The 18622-nt window shown below is 55.7% G+C and carries 21 protein-coding genes and 1 tRNA gene; 18 read left to right on the plus strand and 4 right to left on the minus strand.

The genetic code is table 11. The annotated features are described in order from the left end of the window. Window position 1: 1 nt before the first annotated feature. The 3 genes from ABNH10_RS00265 to ABNH10_RS00275 form a co-directional block, all read right to left on the minus strand. On the minus strand, window positions 2-1222 hold the full coding sequence (locus ABNH10_RS00265) for a hypothetical protein (RefSeq protein ID WP_349384217.1): 1221 nt from the start codon (window positions 1220-1222) through the stop codon (window positions 2-4). A gap of 190 nt (window positions 1223-1412) precedes the next feature. Further along, on the minus strand, window positions 1413-1712 hold the full coding sequence (locus tag ABNH10_RS00270) for a PA4642 family protein (protein WP_349384218.1): 300 nt from the start codon (window positions 1710-1712) through the stop codon (window positions 1413-1415). Between the two features lie 134 nt (window positions 1713-1846). Continuing rightward, on the minus strand, window positions 1847-2221 hold the full coding sequence (locus ABNH10_RS00275; protein ID WP_349384219.1) for an HU family DNA-binding protein: 375 nt from the start codon (window positions 2219-2221) through the stop codon (window positions 1847-1849). A gap of 379 nt (window positions 2222-2600) precedes the next feature. Here ABNH10_RS00275 and aspS point away from each other — a divergent pair, with 379 nt between their 5' ends. The 15 genes from aspS (at window position 2601) to ABNH10_RS00350 (ending at window position 14510) form a co-directional block, all read left to right on the plus strand. Beyond that, window positions 2601-4364: an aspartate--tRNA ligase gene (aspS, locus tag ABNH10_RS00280; RefSeq protein WP_349384220.1), complete on the plus strand. Its 1764-nt coding sequence runs from the start codon at window positions 2601-2603 to the stop codon at window positions 4362-4364. A gap of 99 nt (window positions 4365-4463) precedes the next feature. Then, the gene (locus ABNH10_RS00285) at window positions 4464-5210 is read left to right on the plus strand and encodes a YebC/PmpR family DNA-binding transcriptional regulator (RefSeq protein ID WP_349384221.1); all 747 of its coding nucleotides are present in this window, start codon (window positions 4464-4466) and stop codon (window positions 5208-5210) included. Between the two features lie 260 nt (window positions 5211-5470). After that, window positions 5471-5989, plus strand: a complete 519-nt coding sequence (ruvC, locus tag ABNH10_RS00290) for a crossover junction endodeoxyribonuclease RuvC (RefSeq protein WP_349384222.1) — start codon at window positions 5471-5473, stop codon at window positions 5987-5989. Between the two features lie 108 nt (window positions 5990-6097). After that, complete coding sequence (gene ruvA, locus ABNH10_RS00295) at window positions 6098-6697, plus strand: Holliday junction branch migration protein RuvA (RefSeq protein ID WP_349384223.1); 600 nt, start codon at window positions 6098-6100, stop codon at window positions 6695-6697. A 110-nt stretch (window positions 6698-6807) separates the two neighbouring features. Next, entirely contained in the window at window positions 6808-7836 is a 1029-nt protein-coding gene (ruvB, locus tag ABNH10_RS00300) for a Holliday junction branch migration DNA helicase RuvB (protein WP_349384224.1), read from the plus strand. Further along, window positions 7829-8272, plus strand: a complete 444-nt coding sequence (ybgC, locus tag ABNH10_RS00305; RefSeq protein ID WP_349384225.1) for a tol-pal system-associated acyl-CoA thioesterase — start codon at window positions 7829-7831, stop codon at window positions 8270-8272. Before ruvB ends, ybgC begins: the two co-directional genes overlap by 8 nt. Continuing rightward, window positions 8265-8951 carry a protein TolQ gene (gene tolQ / locus ABNH10_RS00310; protein WP_349384226.1) on the plus strand — a complete coding sequence of 229 codons (687 nt, stop codon included), beginning with the start codon at window positions 8265-8267 and terminating at the stop codon, window positions 8949-8951. Before ybgC ends, tolQ begins: the two co-directional genes overlap by 8 nt. 2 nt (window positions 8952-8953) lie before the next feature. Then, window positions 8954-9391, plus strand: a complete 438-nt coding sequence (gene tolR, locus ABNH10_RS00315; protein ID WP_349384227.1) for a protein TolR — start codon at window positions 8954-8956, stop codon at window positions 9389-9391. Next, on the plus strand, window positions 9384-10178 hold the full coding sequence (gene tolA, locus ABNH10_RS00320; protein ID WP_349384228.1) for a cell envelope integrity protein TolA: 795 nt from the start codon (window positions 9384-9386) through the stop codon (window positions 10176-10178). The genes tolR and tolA overlap by 8 nt, the downstream gene beginning before the upstream one ends. Beyond that, window positions 10175-11497, plus strand: a complete 1323-nt coding sequence (tolB, locus tag ABNH10_RS00325; RefSeq protein WP_349384229.1) for a Tol-Pal system beta propeller repeat protein TolB — start codon at window positions 10175-10177, stop codon at window positions 11495-11497. The genes tolA and tolB overlap by 4 nt, the downstream gene beginning before the upstream one ends. Window positions 11498-11542: 45 nt before the next feature. Then, window positions 11543-12115: a peptidoglycan-associated lipoprotein Pal gene (gene pal, locus ABNH10_RS00330; protein ID WP_349384230.1), complete on the plus strand. Its 573-nt coding sequence runs from the start codon at window positions 11543-11545 to the stop codon at window positions 12113-12115. Window positions 12116-12130: 15 nt separating this feature from the next. Then, a complete protein-coding gene (gene ybgF / locus ABNH10_RS00335) occupies window positions 12131-12883 on the plus strand; it encodes a tol-pal system protein YbgF (RefSeq protein ID WP_349384231.1) in 753 nt (250 codons plus the stop codon). A gap of 95 nt (window positions 12884-12978) precedes the next feature. Continuing rightward, on the plus strand, window positions 12979-13620 hold the full coding sequence (gene queE / locus ABNH10_RS00340) for a 7-carboxy-7-deazaguanine synthase QueE (protein WP_349384232.1): 642 nt from the start codon (window positions 12979-12981) through the stop codon (window positions 13618-13620). Between the two features lie 73 nt (window positions 13621-13693). After that, window positions 13694-14362 (plus strand): 7-cyano-7-deazaguanine synthase QueC, encoded by a 669-nt coding sequence (gene queC, locus ABNH10_RS00345; RefSeq protein WP_349384233.1) that lies wholly within the window; start codon window positions 13694-13696, stop codon window positions 14360-14362. 72 nt (window positions 14363-14434) lie between these two features. Further along, a tRNA-Lys gene (locus ABNH10_RS00350) sits at window positions 14435-14510 on the plus strand. 92 nt (window positions 14511-14602) lie between these two features. On the opposite strand, the gene ABNH10_RS00355 is transcribed toward ABNH10_RS00350, so the two are convergent. Then, entirely contained in the window at window positions 14603-14995 is a 393-nt protein-coding gene (locus ABNH10_RS00355) for a DUF2493 domain-containing protein (RefSeq protein ID WP_349384234.1), read from the minus strand. A 209-nt stretch (window positions 14996-15204) separates the two neighbouring features. Here ABNH10_RS00355 and ABNH10_RS00360 point away from each other — a divergent pair, with 209 nt between their 5' ends. The 3 genes from ABNH10_RS00360 to ABNH10_RS00370 are packed head-to-tail and all read left to right on the plus strand — an operon-like array spanning window position 15205 to window position 18589. Next, window positions 15205-16230 carry a YbgA family protein gene (locus ABNH10_RS00360; RefSeq protein ID WP_349384235.1) on the plus strand — a complete coding sequence of 342 codons (1026 nt, stop codon included), beginning with the start codon at window positions 15205-15207 and terminating at the stop codon, window positions 16228-16230. After that, window positions 16227-17138 carry a MerR family transcriptional regulator gene (locus ABNH10_RS00365; RefSeq protein WP_288368160.1) on the plus strand — a complete coding sequence of 304 codons (912 nt, stop codon included), beginning with the start codon at window positions 16227-16229 and terminating at the stop codon, window positions 17136-17138. The genes ABNH10_RS00360 and ABNH10_RS00365 overlap by 4 nt, the downstream gene beginning before the upstream one ends. Then, complete coding sequence (locus ABNH10_RS00370; protein ID WP_349384236.1) at window positions 17135-18589, plus strand: cryptochrome/photolyase family protein; 1455 nt, start codon at window positions 17135-17137, stop codon at window positions 18587-18589. Before ABNH10_RS00365 ends, ABNH10_RS00370 begins: the two co-directional genes overlap by 4 nt. The last annotated feature ends 33 nt before the right edge of the window (window positions 18590-18622 follow it).

The raw sequence follows: 18622 nt of genomic DNA on the forward strand, positions 1-18622 counted from the left end.
GTTAGTTGCGTGTTGGGAGGATGTATTTTTCCGGGTTATTGAGCATCTCCATGCTCAGCGGCTCGCTGATGATGCTGGTCAGGTTCCGATCCGTCTTTTTGCTGTACTTGCGACGCAGCTTCTCGAATTTGCGGAAACTACGGAAGTTCAGCGCATACAGCCTTACTTCCTGTAAACGTTTGTAGGAATACATTACGTCGAGCGCATCCATGGAAAATTCCGGGCGAATTTTCATGGCTTTTTCCAAGTAGCTGATCGCTTCATTCAGATCGCGTTTGCGGTTCATGTAGATCAGCGCATTGGCATATTCGTAATTGACGATGGGAATATCCGGAGCGAGCTTGAGCGCGTCAGCAAAAGATTCTTGCACCGTGGTGGTTCGTGCGCCGTAGGTCATGCGGCCGGTGAATTTGCCCACCCGACGCATGATGCCGGCGTCCACACCGGCACGGAAGGCATGCCCCAACGGCTGATCGGGCATGATCTCAACCACTTCTTCCGCACTGTTCTTGATCTTGCCGATATAGCGTCGGGCGACAACGATCGGTACCGGAGATTCTTCGGCGATACGGGCGATGGCGTAGGCGTATCCCAGCTTTACAGAGGCAACAATGGGGGCAATGGCCGGATCGCCGGCAGCCTCTTCCATGTCATCGAAGTATTCCTGGGCCTGGTTGGCCACGTCCTGGAGCATCATATACTTGGTGCTCTGGCGATCAGTTAGGTAGATGGCGTACATCAGCTGGGAAAACAGCGCGGGAATTTTGCCAATGGGCCCCAGTTGCAGCCCCTCTTCGCGGGCTTCTTGAAAATTACCGGCAAAGAACTTGCGCCAGACCTGCAGGATGCGTGCTTCCAGTAATGGGTAATCGCCGTTCCAGTCCTTGATGTCCTCTTTCATGAAAGGATATTTTTCGAACTGTTTTTGCATATAAGCGGCGGACGGATAGGGTACTTTCAGACCGCGCATCAAATACTCCCACTTGTCGCGAATCTGCTTGTCCGTGTAGGTGAAATAGCTCTCCTTGTAAGGTACATCGTTCCATTTTTCGACGAAAATACGCTCATCCACCGGGATATTCTGTATCTGCAGTTCTTCCGGGGTGACTTCGTCCATTTCGTCGTCGGCCTCATCATCGCGGGCCGCATGGAGTTGCAAGCTGATCGCGCAGAGCGCGATGAGGCACAGAGAGCGCCAGAACGATACAGAATATGCTGCCATGATGTTTACAGCTCTTGTTGTTGTGTTTGTAGGCGACCAGGTTCGCCGGGCCCCCATAGCCCTTTATTAGACAACAATGCCATGCAGGCGTGATGTGGACAAGTTCTGCTCAATATGCGTTTGCAGGCATAGAGTGTAGCGTTATTGTGCCAGCCTGGTTTGTGCCAGGCTGGCACGAGAAAGGCGGGTATCAGGCGTTGGCGCCGGCGTCGCGCAGAGCCTGCGCGTATTTCGCTCCTTTCGGATGCTGGTCAATCAGGGATAGCAGGGTGCGGCCTTGCGGATCGCGAGCATCCAAGTTCCGGTTCTGGTCCTTGAAAAACGCCAGGAAGCGGGTGAAATCCTCCGCGCGAAGGGCGCGGTAGGCTTTTTCCAGTACGTGGAAGTCTCCGTTCACGCCCTCCTCGGGAGAGAAATCCAGGAACACTGCGATCTGCTCATCGGTCATCGGCTCGCCGATTACCTTCTGTTTATCTTTACGTTCAGCCATGGGGTTCTCCTCCGTATGCGGCGCGCATTATAGAGGGATGCAGCCTTTGGGGGCCAGTGCGGGCGAGAAGTCAGCGTGAGCTATGCACAAGAGGGATGCCATCGGGCGCTGGGCGCCCGATGGTAGAACGTGACTCAGGCGGTCATATCTTTCAATTTTTTCAGCGGACGCACCTTGACCATGGTGCGGGCAGGCTTGGCTGCGAAAGTGGTCGCTTCCCCGGTAAAAGGGTTGATGCCTTTACGTGCTTTGGTAGCGGGCTTCTTCTGGGTCACGATTTTCAGCAGACCGGGCAGGGTGAACTGGCCAGCACCACGCTTTTTCAGGTGGCCTTCCATGATATCGCCGAGTTGGTCGAAAACAGCGTTCACGTCTTTCTTGGTTAGGCCGGTGGTTTCGCTGATCTGGTTGATGATCTGAGTCTTGTTCATCGGTTCGGTGATGGTTTTCACCTTGCGAGCTGCTGTGGTGCTGGACGCTTTAACCGCGGTCTTTTTCTTTGCAGCCATGGATTGCTTACCCCTTTATGGTGTTTTCTTAATGTTGTATTGGCCCCGCACTGGTACGGATGACCGGCGTTGCTTCCTTGTCAGCTACGCCCCTAGACTGCGCAACGCAGAGGGTCTCTAAGAAGGTTCTCATCTTTTATATGCCATGGGTTTTCAGGGCACAAGGCGTAGAGACACTATTTTCCAAGGTATTTTGTGAAATTAAGTAGGCTTGTGTCCCGTTTCGCAGTGAATCGCCGCCCGGCATGGCTCGGCGGCGGTTGAATCGCTATACTGTGGCGCCTTTTTCAGCGGTCTGGCGTCGGGGCAGGCTTCAGCCAGCCTGGGGTCGCCTTCAATAAGCCGGACGGCGTAATCAGAACACAAGCGGATTTTAAGCATGCGAAGCCATTATTGCGGTGATTTGCGAGCCTCCCACGACGGAGAAACAGTAGAGCTTTGCGGTTGGGTCAGTCGCCGCCGTGACCACGGTGGGGTGATCTTCCTCGACCTGCGTGACCGTAATGGTCTGGTGCAGGTGGTGTTTGATCCGGACACTGTGGATGCCTTCGCGCTGGCTGACAAAGTACGCAGTGAATATGTGGTTCGCTTGAGCGGCCGGGTACGCATGCGTGACGAATCAGTGCGTAATAGCAAGATGGCCACTGGTGATATCGAAGTCTTGGGCAAAGAGCTGACGATTCTTAATGAAGCGGAGACTCCGCCATTTGAGTTGGATGCCCACTCCGCCGCCGGTGAAGAGGTGCGTCTCAAGTACCGTTATATGGATCTGCGCCGCCCGGAAGTGTTGAAAAACTTCCAGTTCCGTTCGCGACTGACCCATGTTGTGCGCGCCTTCCTGGAAGGCGAGGGTTTCATGGATGTGGAAACGCCGATCCTGACCCGGGCGACGCCGGAAGGTGCCCGCGATTACTTGGTGCCCAGCCGAACGCACCCGGGTAGTTTTTTTGCGTTGCCGCAGTCCCCGCAGTTGTTTAAACAGCTGTTGATGGTGGCAGGCTTTGATCGCTACTACCAGATTGCCAAGTGCTTCCGTGACGAAGACCTGCGAGCCGATCGCCAGCCGGAATTTACCCAGATTGATTTGGAAGCTTCCTTTGTAGAAGAAGAAGACATTATGGGCATTGCCGAACGGATGGTGCGTTCGGTGTTTAAAGAATTGCTCAGTGTAGACTTACCGGATTTCCCGCGCATGCCATTCTCCGAGGCCATGCAGCGTTTCGGGTCCGACAAGCCTGACCTGCGTATTGCATTGGAGCTGATTGATATTGCCGACCTGCTTGCTGGCGTGGATTTTAAAGTGTTCTCCGGCCCGGCCAACGACCCGAAAGGCCGTGTGGCGGCCATGCGAGTGCCAGGTGGATGCAGCCTGTCGCGCAAGGATATCGATGGCTACACCAAGTTTGTCAGCATTTATGGCGCCAAGGGTTTGGCTTACATCAAGGTCAACGACTTGGCCGCCGGCGCTGAAGGTCTGCAGTCTCCGATCCTGAAGTTCCTGACCGAAGATGCCATTAACGGCATCCTTGAGCGCACCGGCGCCGAGACCGGCGATCTGATTTTCTTCGGTGCTGACAAGGCCAAGATCGTTAACGAAGCGCTGGGTGCTCTGCGCGTCAAAGTGGGCCATGACTTGAATTTGGTCGAGGGAGAATGGGCGCCATTGTGGGTAGTGGACTTCCCCATGTTCGAGGAAGACGAAGGGCAATACCATGCCTTGCATCATCCCTTCACCATGCCCAGTTGTAGCGCGGAAGAGCTTAAGAGTAATCCGGGCGAGGCGTTATCGAGGGCCTATGACATGGTGCTTAACGGTACCGAGCTGGGTGGCGGGTCCATCCGTATTCATAGCCCAGCCATGCAACGCACTGTATTTGAAGCGCTGGGCATTTCTGATGAGGAAGCCGAGGAAAAATTCGGCTTCCTGCTAGACGGCCTGAAATATGGCGCCCCGCCCCACGGTGGCCTGGCGTTTGGCTTGGATCGCATGGTGATGTTGATGACTGGCTGTGAATCGATCCGGGATGTGATCGCTTTCCCGAAGACGCAAACGGCGGCGTGCACGATGACCAATGCACCGTCACCGGTGGACAACAAGCAGCTGCGTGAAGTCGGCGTACAGGTACGCAAAGAAGAAGGTTGATACAGGAGAAACGCAGGCAGGCCTACGCATCACGCTTCACGCAAAGAGGCGTACCCGAAACGTGTTGCGTGACGCGTGCTGCGTGCTGGCGGAGGTAGCATGGCAGGACATAGCAAGTGGGCCAACATCAAGCACCGCAAGGCGGCCCAGGATGCCAAACGTGGCAAGATCTTTACCAAGTTGATTCGCGAGCTGACCGTGGCCGCGAAGATGGGTGGAGGCGAGCCCAACGATAACCCGCGTTTGCGAGCAGCGATCGACAAGGCGCTGGGCCAGAACATGACCCGTGACACCATTGACCGTGCCGTTAAACGTGGCGCCGGCGGTGATGATGACGGCAATATGGATGAAATCACCTATGAAGGTTACGGCAAGGGAGGCGTGGCGGTTCTGGTGGAAACCATGACCGACAATGTGAACCGCACCGTGGCTGAAGTGCGTCATGCATTTTCCAAGTTTGCCGGTAATTTAGGTACCAGCGGTTCCGTAGCTTTCCTGTTCACCAAGCGTGGTGAGATTTTCTTTGAGCCCGATGTGGACGAAGAAAAATTGATGGAAGTGGCGTTGGAAGCCGGCGCAGAAGACGTGGAAGACGTCGGTGGTGACGGTTTTGTGGTTACCACCACGCCGGACAAGAGTTTCGGTGAAGTGGTAGATGCCCTCCGTGAGGCCGGGCTGGAATTTGCCGAGGCGGAAGTTACCATGCATCCGTCCACGGAAGCGGAGATGGATATCGACACCGCGGAAACCGTGCAAAAGATGATCGACATGCTGGAAGATTTGGACGACGTGCAGAACGTCTACACCAATGCCAGTTGGCCGGCGCCGGAAGAAGAAGAGGAATAGCAGCGGACGTCACGTTACAAGACAAGCTGCGAGCAGAGAAAAAGCCCTGAACTATTCGGGGCTTTTTTCTTTGGCATTTGATGACGGCATTCTTGAATGCCGTTGTCATTCATCACTGGTGTTTGTGGTGTGGTGCATCATGCATGTAATGTAAAGCGTCTTTTGATTGATCTGGACATTTGTACAGTGGTCGGGTAGAACGGAGACAGATATCAGGTGCTGGGCCGGGTGTCTTTCCTTTTCTTATCGGTCTGTGAAATATGGCGCTTATTCTGGGTATTGATCCCGGTTCTCGACGCACCGGTTACGGCGTGGTGGATGTGGTCGGAAATCGTTCCCGCGCAGTGGCTTTCGGTACTATTGCGACTTCCCATAAGGAGATTCCGCCGCGATTGGGTGAGATATTCGCGGGGATTGATCAGGTGGTGAAGGAATACGGGCCGGCGGAAGTCAGCATCGAAAAAGTGTTTATGGCTCGCAATGCGGATTCTGCCCTGAAATTGGGTCAGGCCCGCGGTGCAGCCATTGCGGCAGTGGTGCAGGCGTGTGTGCCGGTGTTTGAATATTCGGCCCGCCAAGTAAAACAGGCCGTTGTCGGCAAAGGTGGAGCGGAAAAAAACCAGGTCGGAGAAATGGTGAAGTATCTGCTTAAACTGGATCAACGCCCGCAGGAAGACGCCGCTGATGCCCTGGCGATCGCGCTTTGCCATGCTCATATGCGACTGTCCCTGGCCAGAATGGCTGGCGCTACGTCGGTAAGGCGCGGCCGGGTTCGTTAGTGTGTTGACTGTTTTTTTGATTTTTTCAGTGATTGATTGTGACCACCGAATATTCAGCCTGTATTTTCTACACGATACTTTTGCTGGGTACGGGTAAATGGAAAAAAGATGATCGGACAACTTCGTGGAACCCTGTTGGAAAAACGCCCCCCGGTGCTGTTGCTGGACGTAAACGGCGTTGGCTACGAAGTAGAGGCACCGATGACGGTGTTCTACGATTTGCCCGAGGCGGGCGCGGAGCTCACATTGCACACACATTTTGTGGTCCGTGAAGATGCTCAGTTGCTGTATGGTTTCGCTGATCGTTATGAACGTGAGTTGTTTCGCGCTTTGATCAAGGTGAATGGGGTGGGGCCGAAAATGGCGCTGGCCATTCTTTCTGGCATTGAGGCTGATCGTTTGGCGCGCTGTATTCAGGAGCAGGACACCACGTCGCTTGTGAACGTGCCGGGCATTGGGAAAAAAACCGCCGAGCGTTTGGTTATCGAAATGAGGGACCGACTCGATAAGATTGATGGTGGGCCAGTGAGTTTGCCGGGCCGGGTCGATACGGATCAGCCCGATGATGCCCGTGACGCCATTGCGGCCTTGGAGGCGCTGGGCTACCGCAACAAGGATGCCGCTGCTGCGGTGGGTAAAGCAGCAGATCAAGAAGGCATGAGCAGCGAGCAACTGATCCGTAAGGCGCTTAAAAGCCTGGCTCGCTAGCGCTTCACACCGGCGTGACATACCACTTTATGATAACAGTAATGGCAGTACGGTATCAGGGTACGATACGCTAGCGACTCCCACGATATAGAGGCAAGCCCGCTGCAGGCATGGATAACGAACGAGTCATTACCGCGGTTGCCGTTGGTAGCCAGGAAGAACAGCAGGACAGGGCGATTCGCCCGGCCAGCTTGGCGGATTATCATGGGCAGCCGAAAGTCAGCGAGCGCATGGAAATCTTTATTGATGCTGCCCGCGGACGCAATGAAGCCCTTGACCATACTTTAATTTTTGGCCCTCCCGGGCTCGGCAAGACGACCCTTGCGCATATTATTGCCCGTGAAATGGGCTGCGATCTCAAGTCCACCTCTGGCCCGGTGCTGGAAAAGGCTGGTGATCTGGCGGCCATCCTGACCAACCTGGAAGAGGGTGATGTGCTTTTCGTGGATGAAATCCACCGCCTGTCTCCGGTGGTAGAGGAAATCCTTTATCCGGCAATGGAAGACTATCAGCTGGATATCATGATCGGTGAAGGACCGGCCGCCCGTTCCATCAAACTGGATCTTCCGCCGTTTACTCTTGTTGGCGCGACCACCCGGGCAGGCTTGCTTACCGCTCCGTTGCGCGACCGTTTTGGGATTGTGCAGCGCCTCGAATTCTATTCTGTAGATGACTTGTCCGGCATTGTTAGCCGCGCTTGCGATATTCTTGCTATCCCTATCGAAACGGCCGGTGCCCTGGAAGTGGCGCGCCGCGCCCGTGGCACCCCGCGTATTGCCAACCGTCTACTGCGTCGCGTGCGCGATTACGCCGAGGTGAAGGGCGATGGGCGGATTACCGAAGAGATCGCCCAGCGTGCCTTAGACATGCTGGAGGTGGACAGTTGTGGTCTGGACGGCACTGACCGCCGCCTGCTGGATATGATCATGCACAAATTTGATGGCGGACCGGTAGGGCTGGAATCCTTGGCAGCAGCACTCAATGAGGACTCCGGCACCCTGGAAGAGGTAGTGGAGCCTTACCTGATACAGCAAGGCTTTATTCAGCGCACCCCGCGTGGACGGGCGGTGACCAACCATGCTTGGCGTCATTTTGGGTTGCAGCGCCCCCGCCAAGAGGGTGATTTGTTTAATGATTGAAAAAAATCAAGGAAACAGGGAATTTACCCTGCCGGTGCGCGTCTACATCGAAGACACTGATGCAGGTGGCATAGTCTATTACGTGAATTACCTGAAATTCATGGAGCGGGCGCGTACTGAATTTCTACGTACGCTGGGTTATCAGCACTACGCTTTGGCGGATGAAAACTTTCAGTTTGTTGTGCATTCCGCCCATGTGCAGTACCGCCAGCCGGCACGTATTGATGATGCGCTGACCGTGTCAGCCACACTGAAAAAAATGGGTAAGGCCACGCTGGTGTTTGATCAGCAGGTGCGTAAAGCCGGCGCATTAATTTGTCAGGCAGACATTAAGGTGGCTTGCGTGAGAGCCGATACCCTCAAACCGGCGGCTATCCCGACGGCACTGTATAAAAAATTTAGCGCGGCCAGCAAAGGAGAAGGGCTACATGGTTGAGGCATCCAGCATGTCTGTCGTCAGTTTGATCAGCAACGCCACCGTGGTGGTGCAGCTGGTGATGGCGCTGTTGATTCTGGCGTCATTGACGTCCTGGTACATGATTGTTGGCCGTTTCCGAGTGCTAGGCCGGGCCCAGCGGGCAGGTCGTGCCTTTGAGGAAAAGTTCTGGTCCAGCGATGATCTTGCCTCTCTCTATAACCAGAGCCGCAAAGACCCGAATGTGGATTCCGGTAGTGAAGCGATTTTCCGCGCGGGTTTTCAGGAATTTGCTCGGCTTTCCAAAAGCGCCCGTGGCGGAGAAGCGGTGATGGAGGGCGCCCAGCGCGCCATGCGGGTTGCCTTGCAGCGCGAACAGACCCGCCTTACCAAACACTTGCCTTTCCTTGCCACGGTGGGCTCTACCAGCCCTTACGTGGGGTTGTTCGGGACCGTCTGGGGCATCATGAATTCCTTTATGGCATTGGCTAACGTGAAACAGGCTACCCTCAGTGTGGTTGCGCCGGGGATTGCCGAGGCGCTGATCGCCACCGCCATTGGCTTGTTTGCAGCGATTCCCGCGGTCATGGCCTACAACCGTTTCTCGGCACAGAGCGATGCCTTACTGACGGAAAATGAAATGTTCGCGGAAGAGTTCTCTTCGGTGCTTCATCGTCAGGCCCACGGGCGCGGGGCATAATCATGAGCGGCGTAAAGATAAGGGTGCCGCGTAAGCTCGTCGCCGAGATGAACGTGGTGCCTTACATTGATGTGATGTTGGTGCTGCTGGTGATTTTTATGGCCACGGCGCCGATGATGACCCAGGGCATTAATGTGGACCTGCCGGATAGCAACAGCGACCCTATCGATACTACCAAGAACGAACCGGTGATCATTTCGGTGACCGCGGACGGTAGTTATTTCATCGATGTAGGCGGTGATGGCCAGAAATCCTCCAGCCTGGAAACCGTCAAAGGCCATGTGCTGCGCATCCAGAAACACAAGCCGTCCACCCTGTTTCTAGTGGAGGGCGATGGTAATGTAGCCTACGCCCGGGTGGTCACCTTGATGGGCGCGCTACAGGAAGCCGGCATTAGCCAACTCGGGTTGGTGACTGAGCCGCAGGGACGCAATGAGTGATCGTCGTGTTGCGGTGTTATTTACGCTGTTTATTCACCTGTTGGTGTGTGGTTTGTTGGTGTTTAGCTGGAGCACGGATCCATCATTGCATAAGGCTCCGGTGGTGCCACCCCATGTGAAGGCGACCATGGTGGAACGGTCCAAGCAACAGAATGCACCTGTGGCGAAACCCAAACAGGAAGTAAAACCGACACCCAAGCCGATAGCAAAACCAAAGCCAAAGCCCAAAACGGAACCAAAGGCAAAGCCTAAAACGGAGCCTAAACCGACGCCCAAGCCCAAGCCTGATTCGAAGCCTGCGCCGGCAAAAAAGCCGGAGCCTAAACCCAAATCGGCGCCCAAACCCGAGGCAAAGCCCAAGCCAGTGGTGCCGGAGATCGACACCCCGAGCGTGGAAGAGATGTTGGCGGAGGAAGAGCTGGAAATGGACAGGCAGAGCAAAGCCACTGACCAGCCGGATCAGGAAGCCGCCAGTAGTGCGGACCAGGCGGATGCTCACGTTGCAAGCTTTACCGATGCTATCGCCGCCCATGTGGGCCAGCGTTGGCGGATTCCTGGTAATTACCGAAACCGGGATGATGTCCAGACACGGGTGAAAATACAGATGATCCCGGGCGGCGAGGTGATCAATGTGTCGGTGGTTGAAAGCAGCGGCTACCCGGATTTCGACGAATCGGTCTTGAATGCCGTAAAACTGGCCAGTCCTCTGCCGGTGCCGGACGGCCCGTTATTTAACGAACAGTTTCGCTCACTGGTGATCGAATTCGATCCTGGAGTTGCACAATGATAGGTGTGTTAAGGATGCAGCAAACGTGTAAACGCAAGATATGGATGCAAATCAGTGTCGCCTTGATGGCAGCCTTGTGGATGCTCAATGCCCAGGCAGAATTGCTGATTAAGGTGACCGAAGGTCGTGTGGATGCGGTGCCGATTGCAGTGGTGCCTTTTGATGGCGGGCAAAATGCCCCTGACGACGTATCCCAGATCGTTCAAGCTGATCTGCATCGCAGTGGCCAGTTCAAGCCGCTACCGCCAGAGGATATGCTCAGCCGGCCCCGTAATGAACAGGAAATGATTTACCGCGACTTCAACGTGCTGGGCACGGAATACGTAATCACCGGCAGCATGAAGCGCCAGGAAACGGGTAGCTATGAAGTTAGCTATGCGCTGTTTGATGTGGTGCGGCAGAAGAAATTGCTGTCGGAAACCTACCGTCCGCCGGCATCGCAGCTGCGCGATGTGGCCCATGCCATTAGTGATCGTATCTATGAGCAGCTTACCGGCATTCCTGGAGCGTTCTCCACCAAAATCCTTTATGTGACGCATAATCGCAATGATGCCAATCCGTATCAGCTGCAATATGCGGATGCTGATGGCCACCGCGTGACCACCATTCTGCGCAGCAAAGAGCCTATCATGAGCCCTGCGTGGTCACCCGATGGCAGGAAAATTGTTTACGTCTCTTTTGAAGATCAGGGGCGGCCGGGTGTGTATATTCACAGCTTGGCCACCACCGAGCGGGAAAAAGTGTCCAGTTTCAGTGGTATCAACGGTGCACCGGATTGGTCGCCGGATGGTCAGAAATTGGCGTTGACGCTGTCCCGTGATGGCAATCCCGAAATTTATACGTTGAATCTGTCGACCAAGGCGCTGACCCGGTTAACCAACAATTATGGCATCGATACCGAGCCCCGTTGGTTGCCTGATGGCGAGCATCTGGTGTTCACTTCCAGTCGCTCCGGTGGTCCACAGATTTACAAACTGAACATAAATGATAAGTCGGTCCGGCGGGTTTCGTTCCAGGGCGCTTATAATGCGCGCTCCGATGTAACCCCGGACGGCCGCTATCTCGTTTATGTGCATCGACGAAATGGAAATTTCAATGTCGGTGTGCAGGACCTCCAGCGTGGCACATTTAATATTGTGACTCGCACCGATATGGATGAATCGCCTAGTGTTGCGCCCAATGGAAGTATGGTAATTTACGGGACGCAACACGGGGGGACGGGGGTTCTGGAAGCCGTATCCATCGATGGCAGAGTCAAGGTTGAGCTGCCGTCGAAGGAAGGGGAAGTCAGAGAACCGGCATGGTCGCCGTTCCTCTGAGTGGTTCTCGGAGTCCAATACTAGGAAATTATAGGAGCTTTTCGCATGCGTTCATTATTTAACCCGCTGTTTGCCCTAATGCTGGCAGCTGCACTGGCAGCTTGTTCCAGCACACCGACTGAAGACGATACTTCAGCCACCAACGATATGTCCCAGCAGACTGACACGTCTCCGGTCTCTCCGGTTAAGTCGTCAGAGCCGGTTAAACCGGACACCAGCAGCATCCCGCTGACTGCTGACAACTTCTATAACCATCCGTCCAACTACGACGGTACAACCGATTCACGCGTTATCTACTTCGCATTCGACAGCAACACCGTTCCGGCTGCGGCGTTTGAAACCCTGCGTGCCCACGCGACCTACCTGAAGAACAACGCTAACGCGAAAATTCGTCTGGAAGGCCATGCTGATGAGCGCGGTACCCGTGAATACAACGTTGCTCTGTCCGAGCGTCGTGGCAAAGCGGTAGAAAAGTTCCTGCGTGTGCAGGGTGTTGCTTCTTCTCAGGTGGAAATTGTTTCCTACGGTGAAGAGAAGCCGGCAGCGTTTGGCCACGCCGAGATGGATTGGGCCAAGAACCGCCGTGTAGAAATCAATTACCTGTCCGGCCGTCCGTAAGGCATGAAGGTAGTGATGACAGCGCGCCTGATTGCAGGCGCGATGCTCAGCTCCCTGGTGCTCTGTGCGTATGCACAGAGCACTGGGCCGCTGGCCGTTGAAGAGCGCAGCCTCTCCCAGGCGCAGTCACAAGTGCGCAGTACCTCCACATCGTCTGCTGCGGTGAACGAGGGCGGGTTGATGGTGTTGATGCAACAGCAGCAACAGTATGAAGAACAGATTCAACAGCTGCAGGGTCAGCTGGAAGAGTTGCGCCACGAGCTTTCTACTCTCAAGAAAGCGGAGCGTGAGCGTTACCTGGACCTGGATACCCGGATTAACACGCTGGCTGAACGGGGAACCACCGAGCAGCCAGAGGCTGGCGCTGAGGGTGACAACGACCCGGAAGCGGACCGAGCCGCCTACAATATAGCCAAAGACAAGTTGGTAAGGGGTGACTTCAAGGGCGCCATTGCCGGTTTCGAGGCATACCTGAAGGAATTTCCGCAAGGTTTGTCGCGGGCCAATGCCCATTTCTGGGCAGGGAAGTTATATAGCGATCAGAAAGAACCGGACCTGAAGAAGGCACAAAGCCACTTTCAGGCGGTGGCCGATGATTACCCGGATCATAGCAAGGCGCCTAAAAGCCTCTATATCTTGGCGGTCATGCAGGCCAAGGCCGGTGAGACATCCCCTGCCAAGGTCAGCCTGCATAAGCTGATCAAGCAATATCCCGACAGTAAAGAAGCCGACCAAGCCAAGGGGCTTCTCGACCAGCTCAACAAGTAACGCCGTTTCTATCGCCTTTCTCTGCGTCACAGACGTCGGCAAAGGTGATAGAATCCGCGCATTTCCGCTCCCTTCAAGGGCTTTCAGGAGATGCTGTGGAACTCCGCCTTACCGAAATCTTCCATTCCTTACAGGGTGAATCCCGCACCGTGGGTTTTCCGACGGTATTCGTGCGCCTCACTGGTTGCCCTCAGCGCTGTGTCTGGTGTGATACGGAATATGCTTTTTCTGGTGGGGAGAAATGGACGCTGGCGGCGATCCGTGAACAGGTTGCTGGCCATGGCGCGCAATTCGTGACAGTCACCGGCGGGGAACCTCTAGCGCAGCCTAATTGTCTGCCGCTGCTTACGGCCCTCTGTGATGACGGTTATCAGGTTAGCCTGGAAACCGGCGGCGCTATGGATATTGCCGGTGTGGATGAGCGGGTGTCCGTGGTGATGGATCTTAAAGCGCCGGGTTCTGGTGAACAGCATAATAATCGGCTGGATAATATCCCTCTGCTCAAGGCCCATCACCAGGTGAAATTCGTGCTGGCGGACCGCAAGGATTACGACTGGGCGCGTTTTATGCTGGACCAGCACCAGTTACACCAGCGGGTCAGCGATGTGCTGTTCTCGCCGGTGCAGGGAGATTTGGCGCCGGGAGAGCTGGCAGACTGGATTGTGGCTGACCGATTGCCGGTACGCTTTCAATTACAGCTACATAAACTCCTCTGGAATGATGCCCGGGGACGTTGATGGGGGCCCGGACGTAAAGTCTCGGAGAGCCTCAATAGCCTGTTTAAGCAAAGAGTTAATCAAGGAGCCTGCCATGAAAAAAGCTGTGGTGCTGTTGTCCGGTGGTTTGGACTCAGCCACTTGCCTGGCTATCGCTCAGAACCAGGGATATGCCTGTCATACCATCGCGTTCGACTATGGCCAGCGCACCCGTTCAGAGCTGGATGCCGCCGTGCGGGTATCCGAGGCGCTGGGGGCGTTGAGCCACCGTGTCATCGAACTGGGTATGGGGAATATCGGTGGTTCTGCTTTGACGGATCATTCCATTGAGGTGCCCGAAAACGGGGGTGACGGTATTCCTGTGACCTATGTGCCAGCCCGTAACACGGTATTCCTGTCTCTGGCGCTGGGTTTGGCGGAAGTGGTTGATGCACAAGCTATTTTTATTGGGGTCAATGCGGTGGACTATTCCGGTTACCCGGATTGCCGACCGGCTTTTATTGAGGCGTTCCAGACCATGGCCAATCTGGCCACCAAGGCCGGTGTAGAAGGTCACCCGATGCAGGTCGAAACTCCGCTGATGCACCTGAGCAAGGCGCAGATTATTCAGCAGGGTATCGTATTGGGGTTGGATTACGGACTTACTGTATCCTGTTACCAGGCTGACGATAATGGCAATGCCTGTGGCAAATGCGACAGTTGTCGTCTGCGCAGCCAAGGCTTCGCGGATGCATTGGTTAAAGATCCAACAAACTATCAATAAAGCAGAAAAAAAATGGGTTAACCCCTTGTCACCAAGAAATAAATCCGTATTATTTGCGCCTCCTTCGGGAGCGGGTCGTTAGCTCAGTTGGTAGAGCAGTTGGCTTTTAACCAATTGGTCGCTGGTTCGAATCCAGCACGACCCACCATATTTAAAAGGGCTCGCCTACGGCGGGCCCTTTTTCGTTTCGGTTTCCCCCTCCTAATGTGCCTTCCTTTAAGGTTTGCTGTGCTGGCTTGATCAGCGCTGTAGCTCTCCCATGCGCTTAAACAAGCCGCTGTCCTGCTCGTTTTCCGGTTGCCACACAGGCAGGCCGGCCTGTTCGGCCAGGCTGATCATATGGGCGGTACCGCGCCCGCCAGGAAAGGCGATGACTCCTTGTGGGCGCCCATGGTGCAGCATGCGCCGGTTGCGCATGGGGCCGGCAGCACGGCCATGGGCTTTCCAGTTGGCGGGGTAGCTGACCTGATCAATGCCGTGGTGGTGGGCCCATTGCCCGGCTAATCGGTCGGCGCCACTGGCGTTGCCGTGAATCAGCAGCGAGAGTGTGCTGTCGCGGTGCAAGCGGTTCAGGGTGTGCTCCAGCAGGGTGAGGTTGTCAAAATCACGGCCACCGCAGACAAGAATACGCATTGTGCTGTCCATAAGGTCAGTGTTTCATAAAGTATAAGCATAGCCAGCAGTGATTGCACCTTTGTGATCATTGTCTTTCTGAAACGTGATGTCGCCAAGCTTCACAGGCCGTTGACGGGGACTGGGAGTAAAGTTGTACAAAATCCTGTTTCTGTACAACCTGACGAGTCAGAAAACAGAAACACCACCCCGCACCAGTGAGGTACCTCATGGACGGTGTTCATTCTGCATCACCGCTATCCCCGGCACGTATTCCGGTGGGTATTAGCGCCTGTTTGCTGGGCTTGGAAGTGCGTCATGACAAGGGTCATAAGCATTCCCGTTACTGCACCGAGGTTCTGTCGCAGTATTTTGAGTTTCGTTCGCTGTGCCCGGAAATGGGCGCAGGCATGCCGGCACCGCGTAAAGCAATGCATTTAGTGGACGGTGCGGAGCGTCATCAGGTGGCAGACGACGTTGGCGTTGAAGAAGGCGATGAAGCGCCGCTGCGGCTGCTAACCACGGATGGTAAGCGAGATTGCACCAGGGTGATGATGGATTTCATCGACCGGACGTTGCCGTCACTAGCGCCGTTGCGTGGCTATATTCTGATGGCCAAGTCTCCCAGCTGCGGGATGGAAAGAATCCGTGTCTACAACGAGGCTGGCAATGTACAACGTCGGGATGCCAGCGGGCTGTTCGCTGCGGCGCTGGCACGCCGTTATCCGCTAATGCCACTGGAAGAAGAAGGGCGCCTGAATGATGCCGCTCTGCGTGAAAACTTTATCGAGCGCGTGTTCCTGTATGACGACTGGTGTCAGATGATGGAACAAGGCCTGACCGCGAAAAAGCTGATTGTGTTCCATAGCCGTCACAAATTTCAGCTGTTGGCTCATTGCCAGAAAACCTACCGTGAAGTGGGCCCCATGCTGGCGGACCTTCAAGCACGCCCGCTGCAAGACATTGCCGGGGATTATATTCATGCGGTGATGTCCGCCATGAAGAAGCGTGTATCCCGGGGCGCCCATGTGAATACCCTGCAACATCTGGCCGGGTTTTTGCGCCAGGATCTAGGTGGAGACGACAGGGCGTTGATCAACGAACAGATAGACGCTTATCTGCGTGAAGAGGTGCCGCTGGTTGTGCCGATGACCCTGTTGCGTGGTGCCCTGCGTAAAACCGATCAGCCTTACTTGGCCCAGCAGCGCTATCTTTCCCCGTACCCGGACCCGCTAGGCCTGAGAAATCGGGTATGAGCGAGTCTACAAGCAGGGTTCAAGTTGCGGACCGACAAGCCGGTAGCATCAGCATTCAGCACGTGAGCATGCACTGCGGTATCCCCGCAGTGACTTTGCGTGCCTGGGAGCGTCGTTATGGTTTGTTGACGCCCGCACGCACGGACAAAGGGCATCGGCGTTATAGCGAAGTGGATATCGCTCGTATCGAGCAGATTCAGCATTGGCTGGAGCGAGGGGTGCCGATCAGTCAGGTGGCGGGGCTACTGGCTGATTCAGCAGCGGCTAACGGGGCGGTGTGGGAACAGGGTGCCGAACAGCAAGGGCCTTGGCGCGGGGCAGTAACAGACGCGATCTGCGCGCTGGAGTCGCTCAACACCCGCCGTCTGGAACAGTTGCTCAATGGGCTGCTGAATGATTATAGCCATGCTCTGGTACTGGATCACTTTTGTGATCCCGTGCGGGCACGTTTGGCTGACACTTCAGCCCTGGGTGGATGGCTCACCCTGTTTGACGGTGTGCTGCAGGCCAAGTGGTCGTCGCGGGCATTATCGCTGGCGCCACGGGGTGGGGAGGCCGGCTGGTTGCTGGTGCCGGTGGGGAGAGCCTTGCCGGCACTGGAACTGGCGATGGTATTGAACCGCCCGCTCTGGTGTCTGGGGGCTCCTTTGGTGACGGTAGAACTGCGCAGTGTACTCAAAAGCCTGGCGCAACGGGCCGGTGGTGTGCTCTGGGTGGTGGATCGCTGGCCAACGGCGGCCCAGCGTCAGCAAATCGGTATCGCTTCTGGTTGTGGCCTCAGTGAGGCGTGCTGGGGGCTGGATCTATCGCAAATGACACTGCCGCAAGAGGTAGCCCAGCTTGGCGGGCGTCGGCAGGGGCTGGCGAGCGAACTGGATCGACTTCAACAATCCTGGAGTACGCCATGAATCTGGTCTGGTACCGCAACGACCTGCGTGTCGCGGCACACTCGCCTCTGCACGCTGCGTTGACAGAGTCATCGATAAGCGCGGGTGAGACGAGGCCACAGGCGCTGGCGGTGTATTGTCTGTGTCAGGGGCAATGGGATCGTCATCAGGTGGCGCCGTTGCGCCGCTGGTATGTGTTGGAAAGCTTGCGTGAGCTGGGCGAGTCCCTGGCTAACCGCGGCATTGATATGCATGTGCTGGATGTGGACACCTTCGAGAAGGTGCCGGAGGCGTTAGCGGAATTTGCCCAGAGCCAGGGTGTGACACACCTGTATTGCAATCGTGAGTATCCGCTCAATGAAAAGCAGCGAGACACACTGGTGGCTGAACGCCTGCGTGAGCAAGGGATTATCCTGCGCGGTTTCGACGATGGCGTGTTAGTTCCACCCGCGGCACTGCGCACCGGTAAAGGAACACCGTATACGGTGTTTGGGGCTTATAAGAAACGTTGGGATGTATGGATGGCCGATCATCACCCGGCGATGACACCGGTGCCATCACAATGCAGCGCTAAAGGTACGTTTATGGGGGCTGAGGTTGTGGCGAAGGCCCTTGAAATGCTGGACGTGCCTGAGGCGCTAACGCAGCAATGGGCGCCTGGAGAAGAGGCGGCCTGGCAACAACTTGATCAGTTTATGGAGCGGTCGCTGGCCGACTATCGCCACCACCGTGATTTTCCTGATCTGTCTGGCACCAGCGGCTTATCGGTGGCGCTATCGTCGGGGACCCTGTCGGTGGCCAGTTGTTTCCGGGCCGCAACCCAGGCCATGGCGGATGCGGGTAGCCGTGATGGTGCTGCCTGCTGGATCGGCGAGCTGGCCTGGCGGGATTTTTACCGACAAATCATGGCGCAGTTTCCCCGCGTTAGCCGCGGACAAGGCTTCCGGCCGGAAACGGATTTGCTGGAATGGAAAAATGATGACGAGCTATTCGCCGCTTGGTGTGAAGGGCGCACGGGGTACCCGTTGGTGGATGCAGCCATGCGGCAGCTGGTTGCCACCGGCTGGATGCATAACCGGCTACGCATGGTGACAGCCATGTTTCTCAGTAAGCATCTTTGGCTGGACTGGCGCCGGGGTGAAGCGTTCTTTATGGCACATTTGATCGATGGGGACTTTGCCGCCAATAACGGTGGCTGGCAGTGGAGTGCCTCATCCGGCACCGATGCGGTGCCCTATTTTCGGGTGTTTAATCCGGTTCGTCAGGGGCAACGTTTTGATAGCGAAGGCCGTTTTATTGCTCATTGGGTGCCGCAATTGCGTGACTTGGATAGCAAGCAAATCCATGAGCCCTGGAAGCAGCCGCTACTGGCCCCGGATTATCCACCACCGGTAGTGCCCCATGCGGGAGTGCGTGAGCGGGTGACGGTAGCGTTCAAGGCGGCTAAAAGCCGGTTTGATAAAACCTCTTAGGATCAGCAACACCCCGTGTCGCCGCCGGCCATG

Origin of the sequence: Alcanivorax sp. (assembly GCF_040119285.1) — a bacterium.
Taxonomy (GTDB): Bacteria; Pseudomonadota; Gammaproteobacteria; order Pseudomonadales; family Alcanivoracaceae; genus Alcanivorax.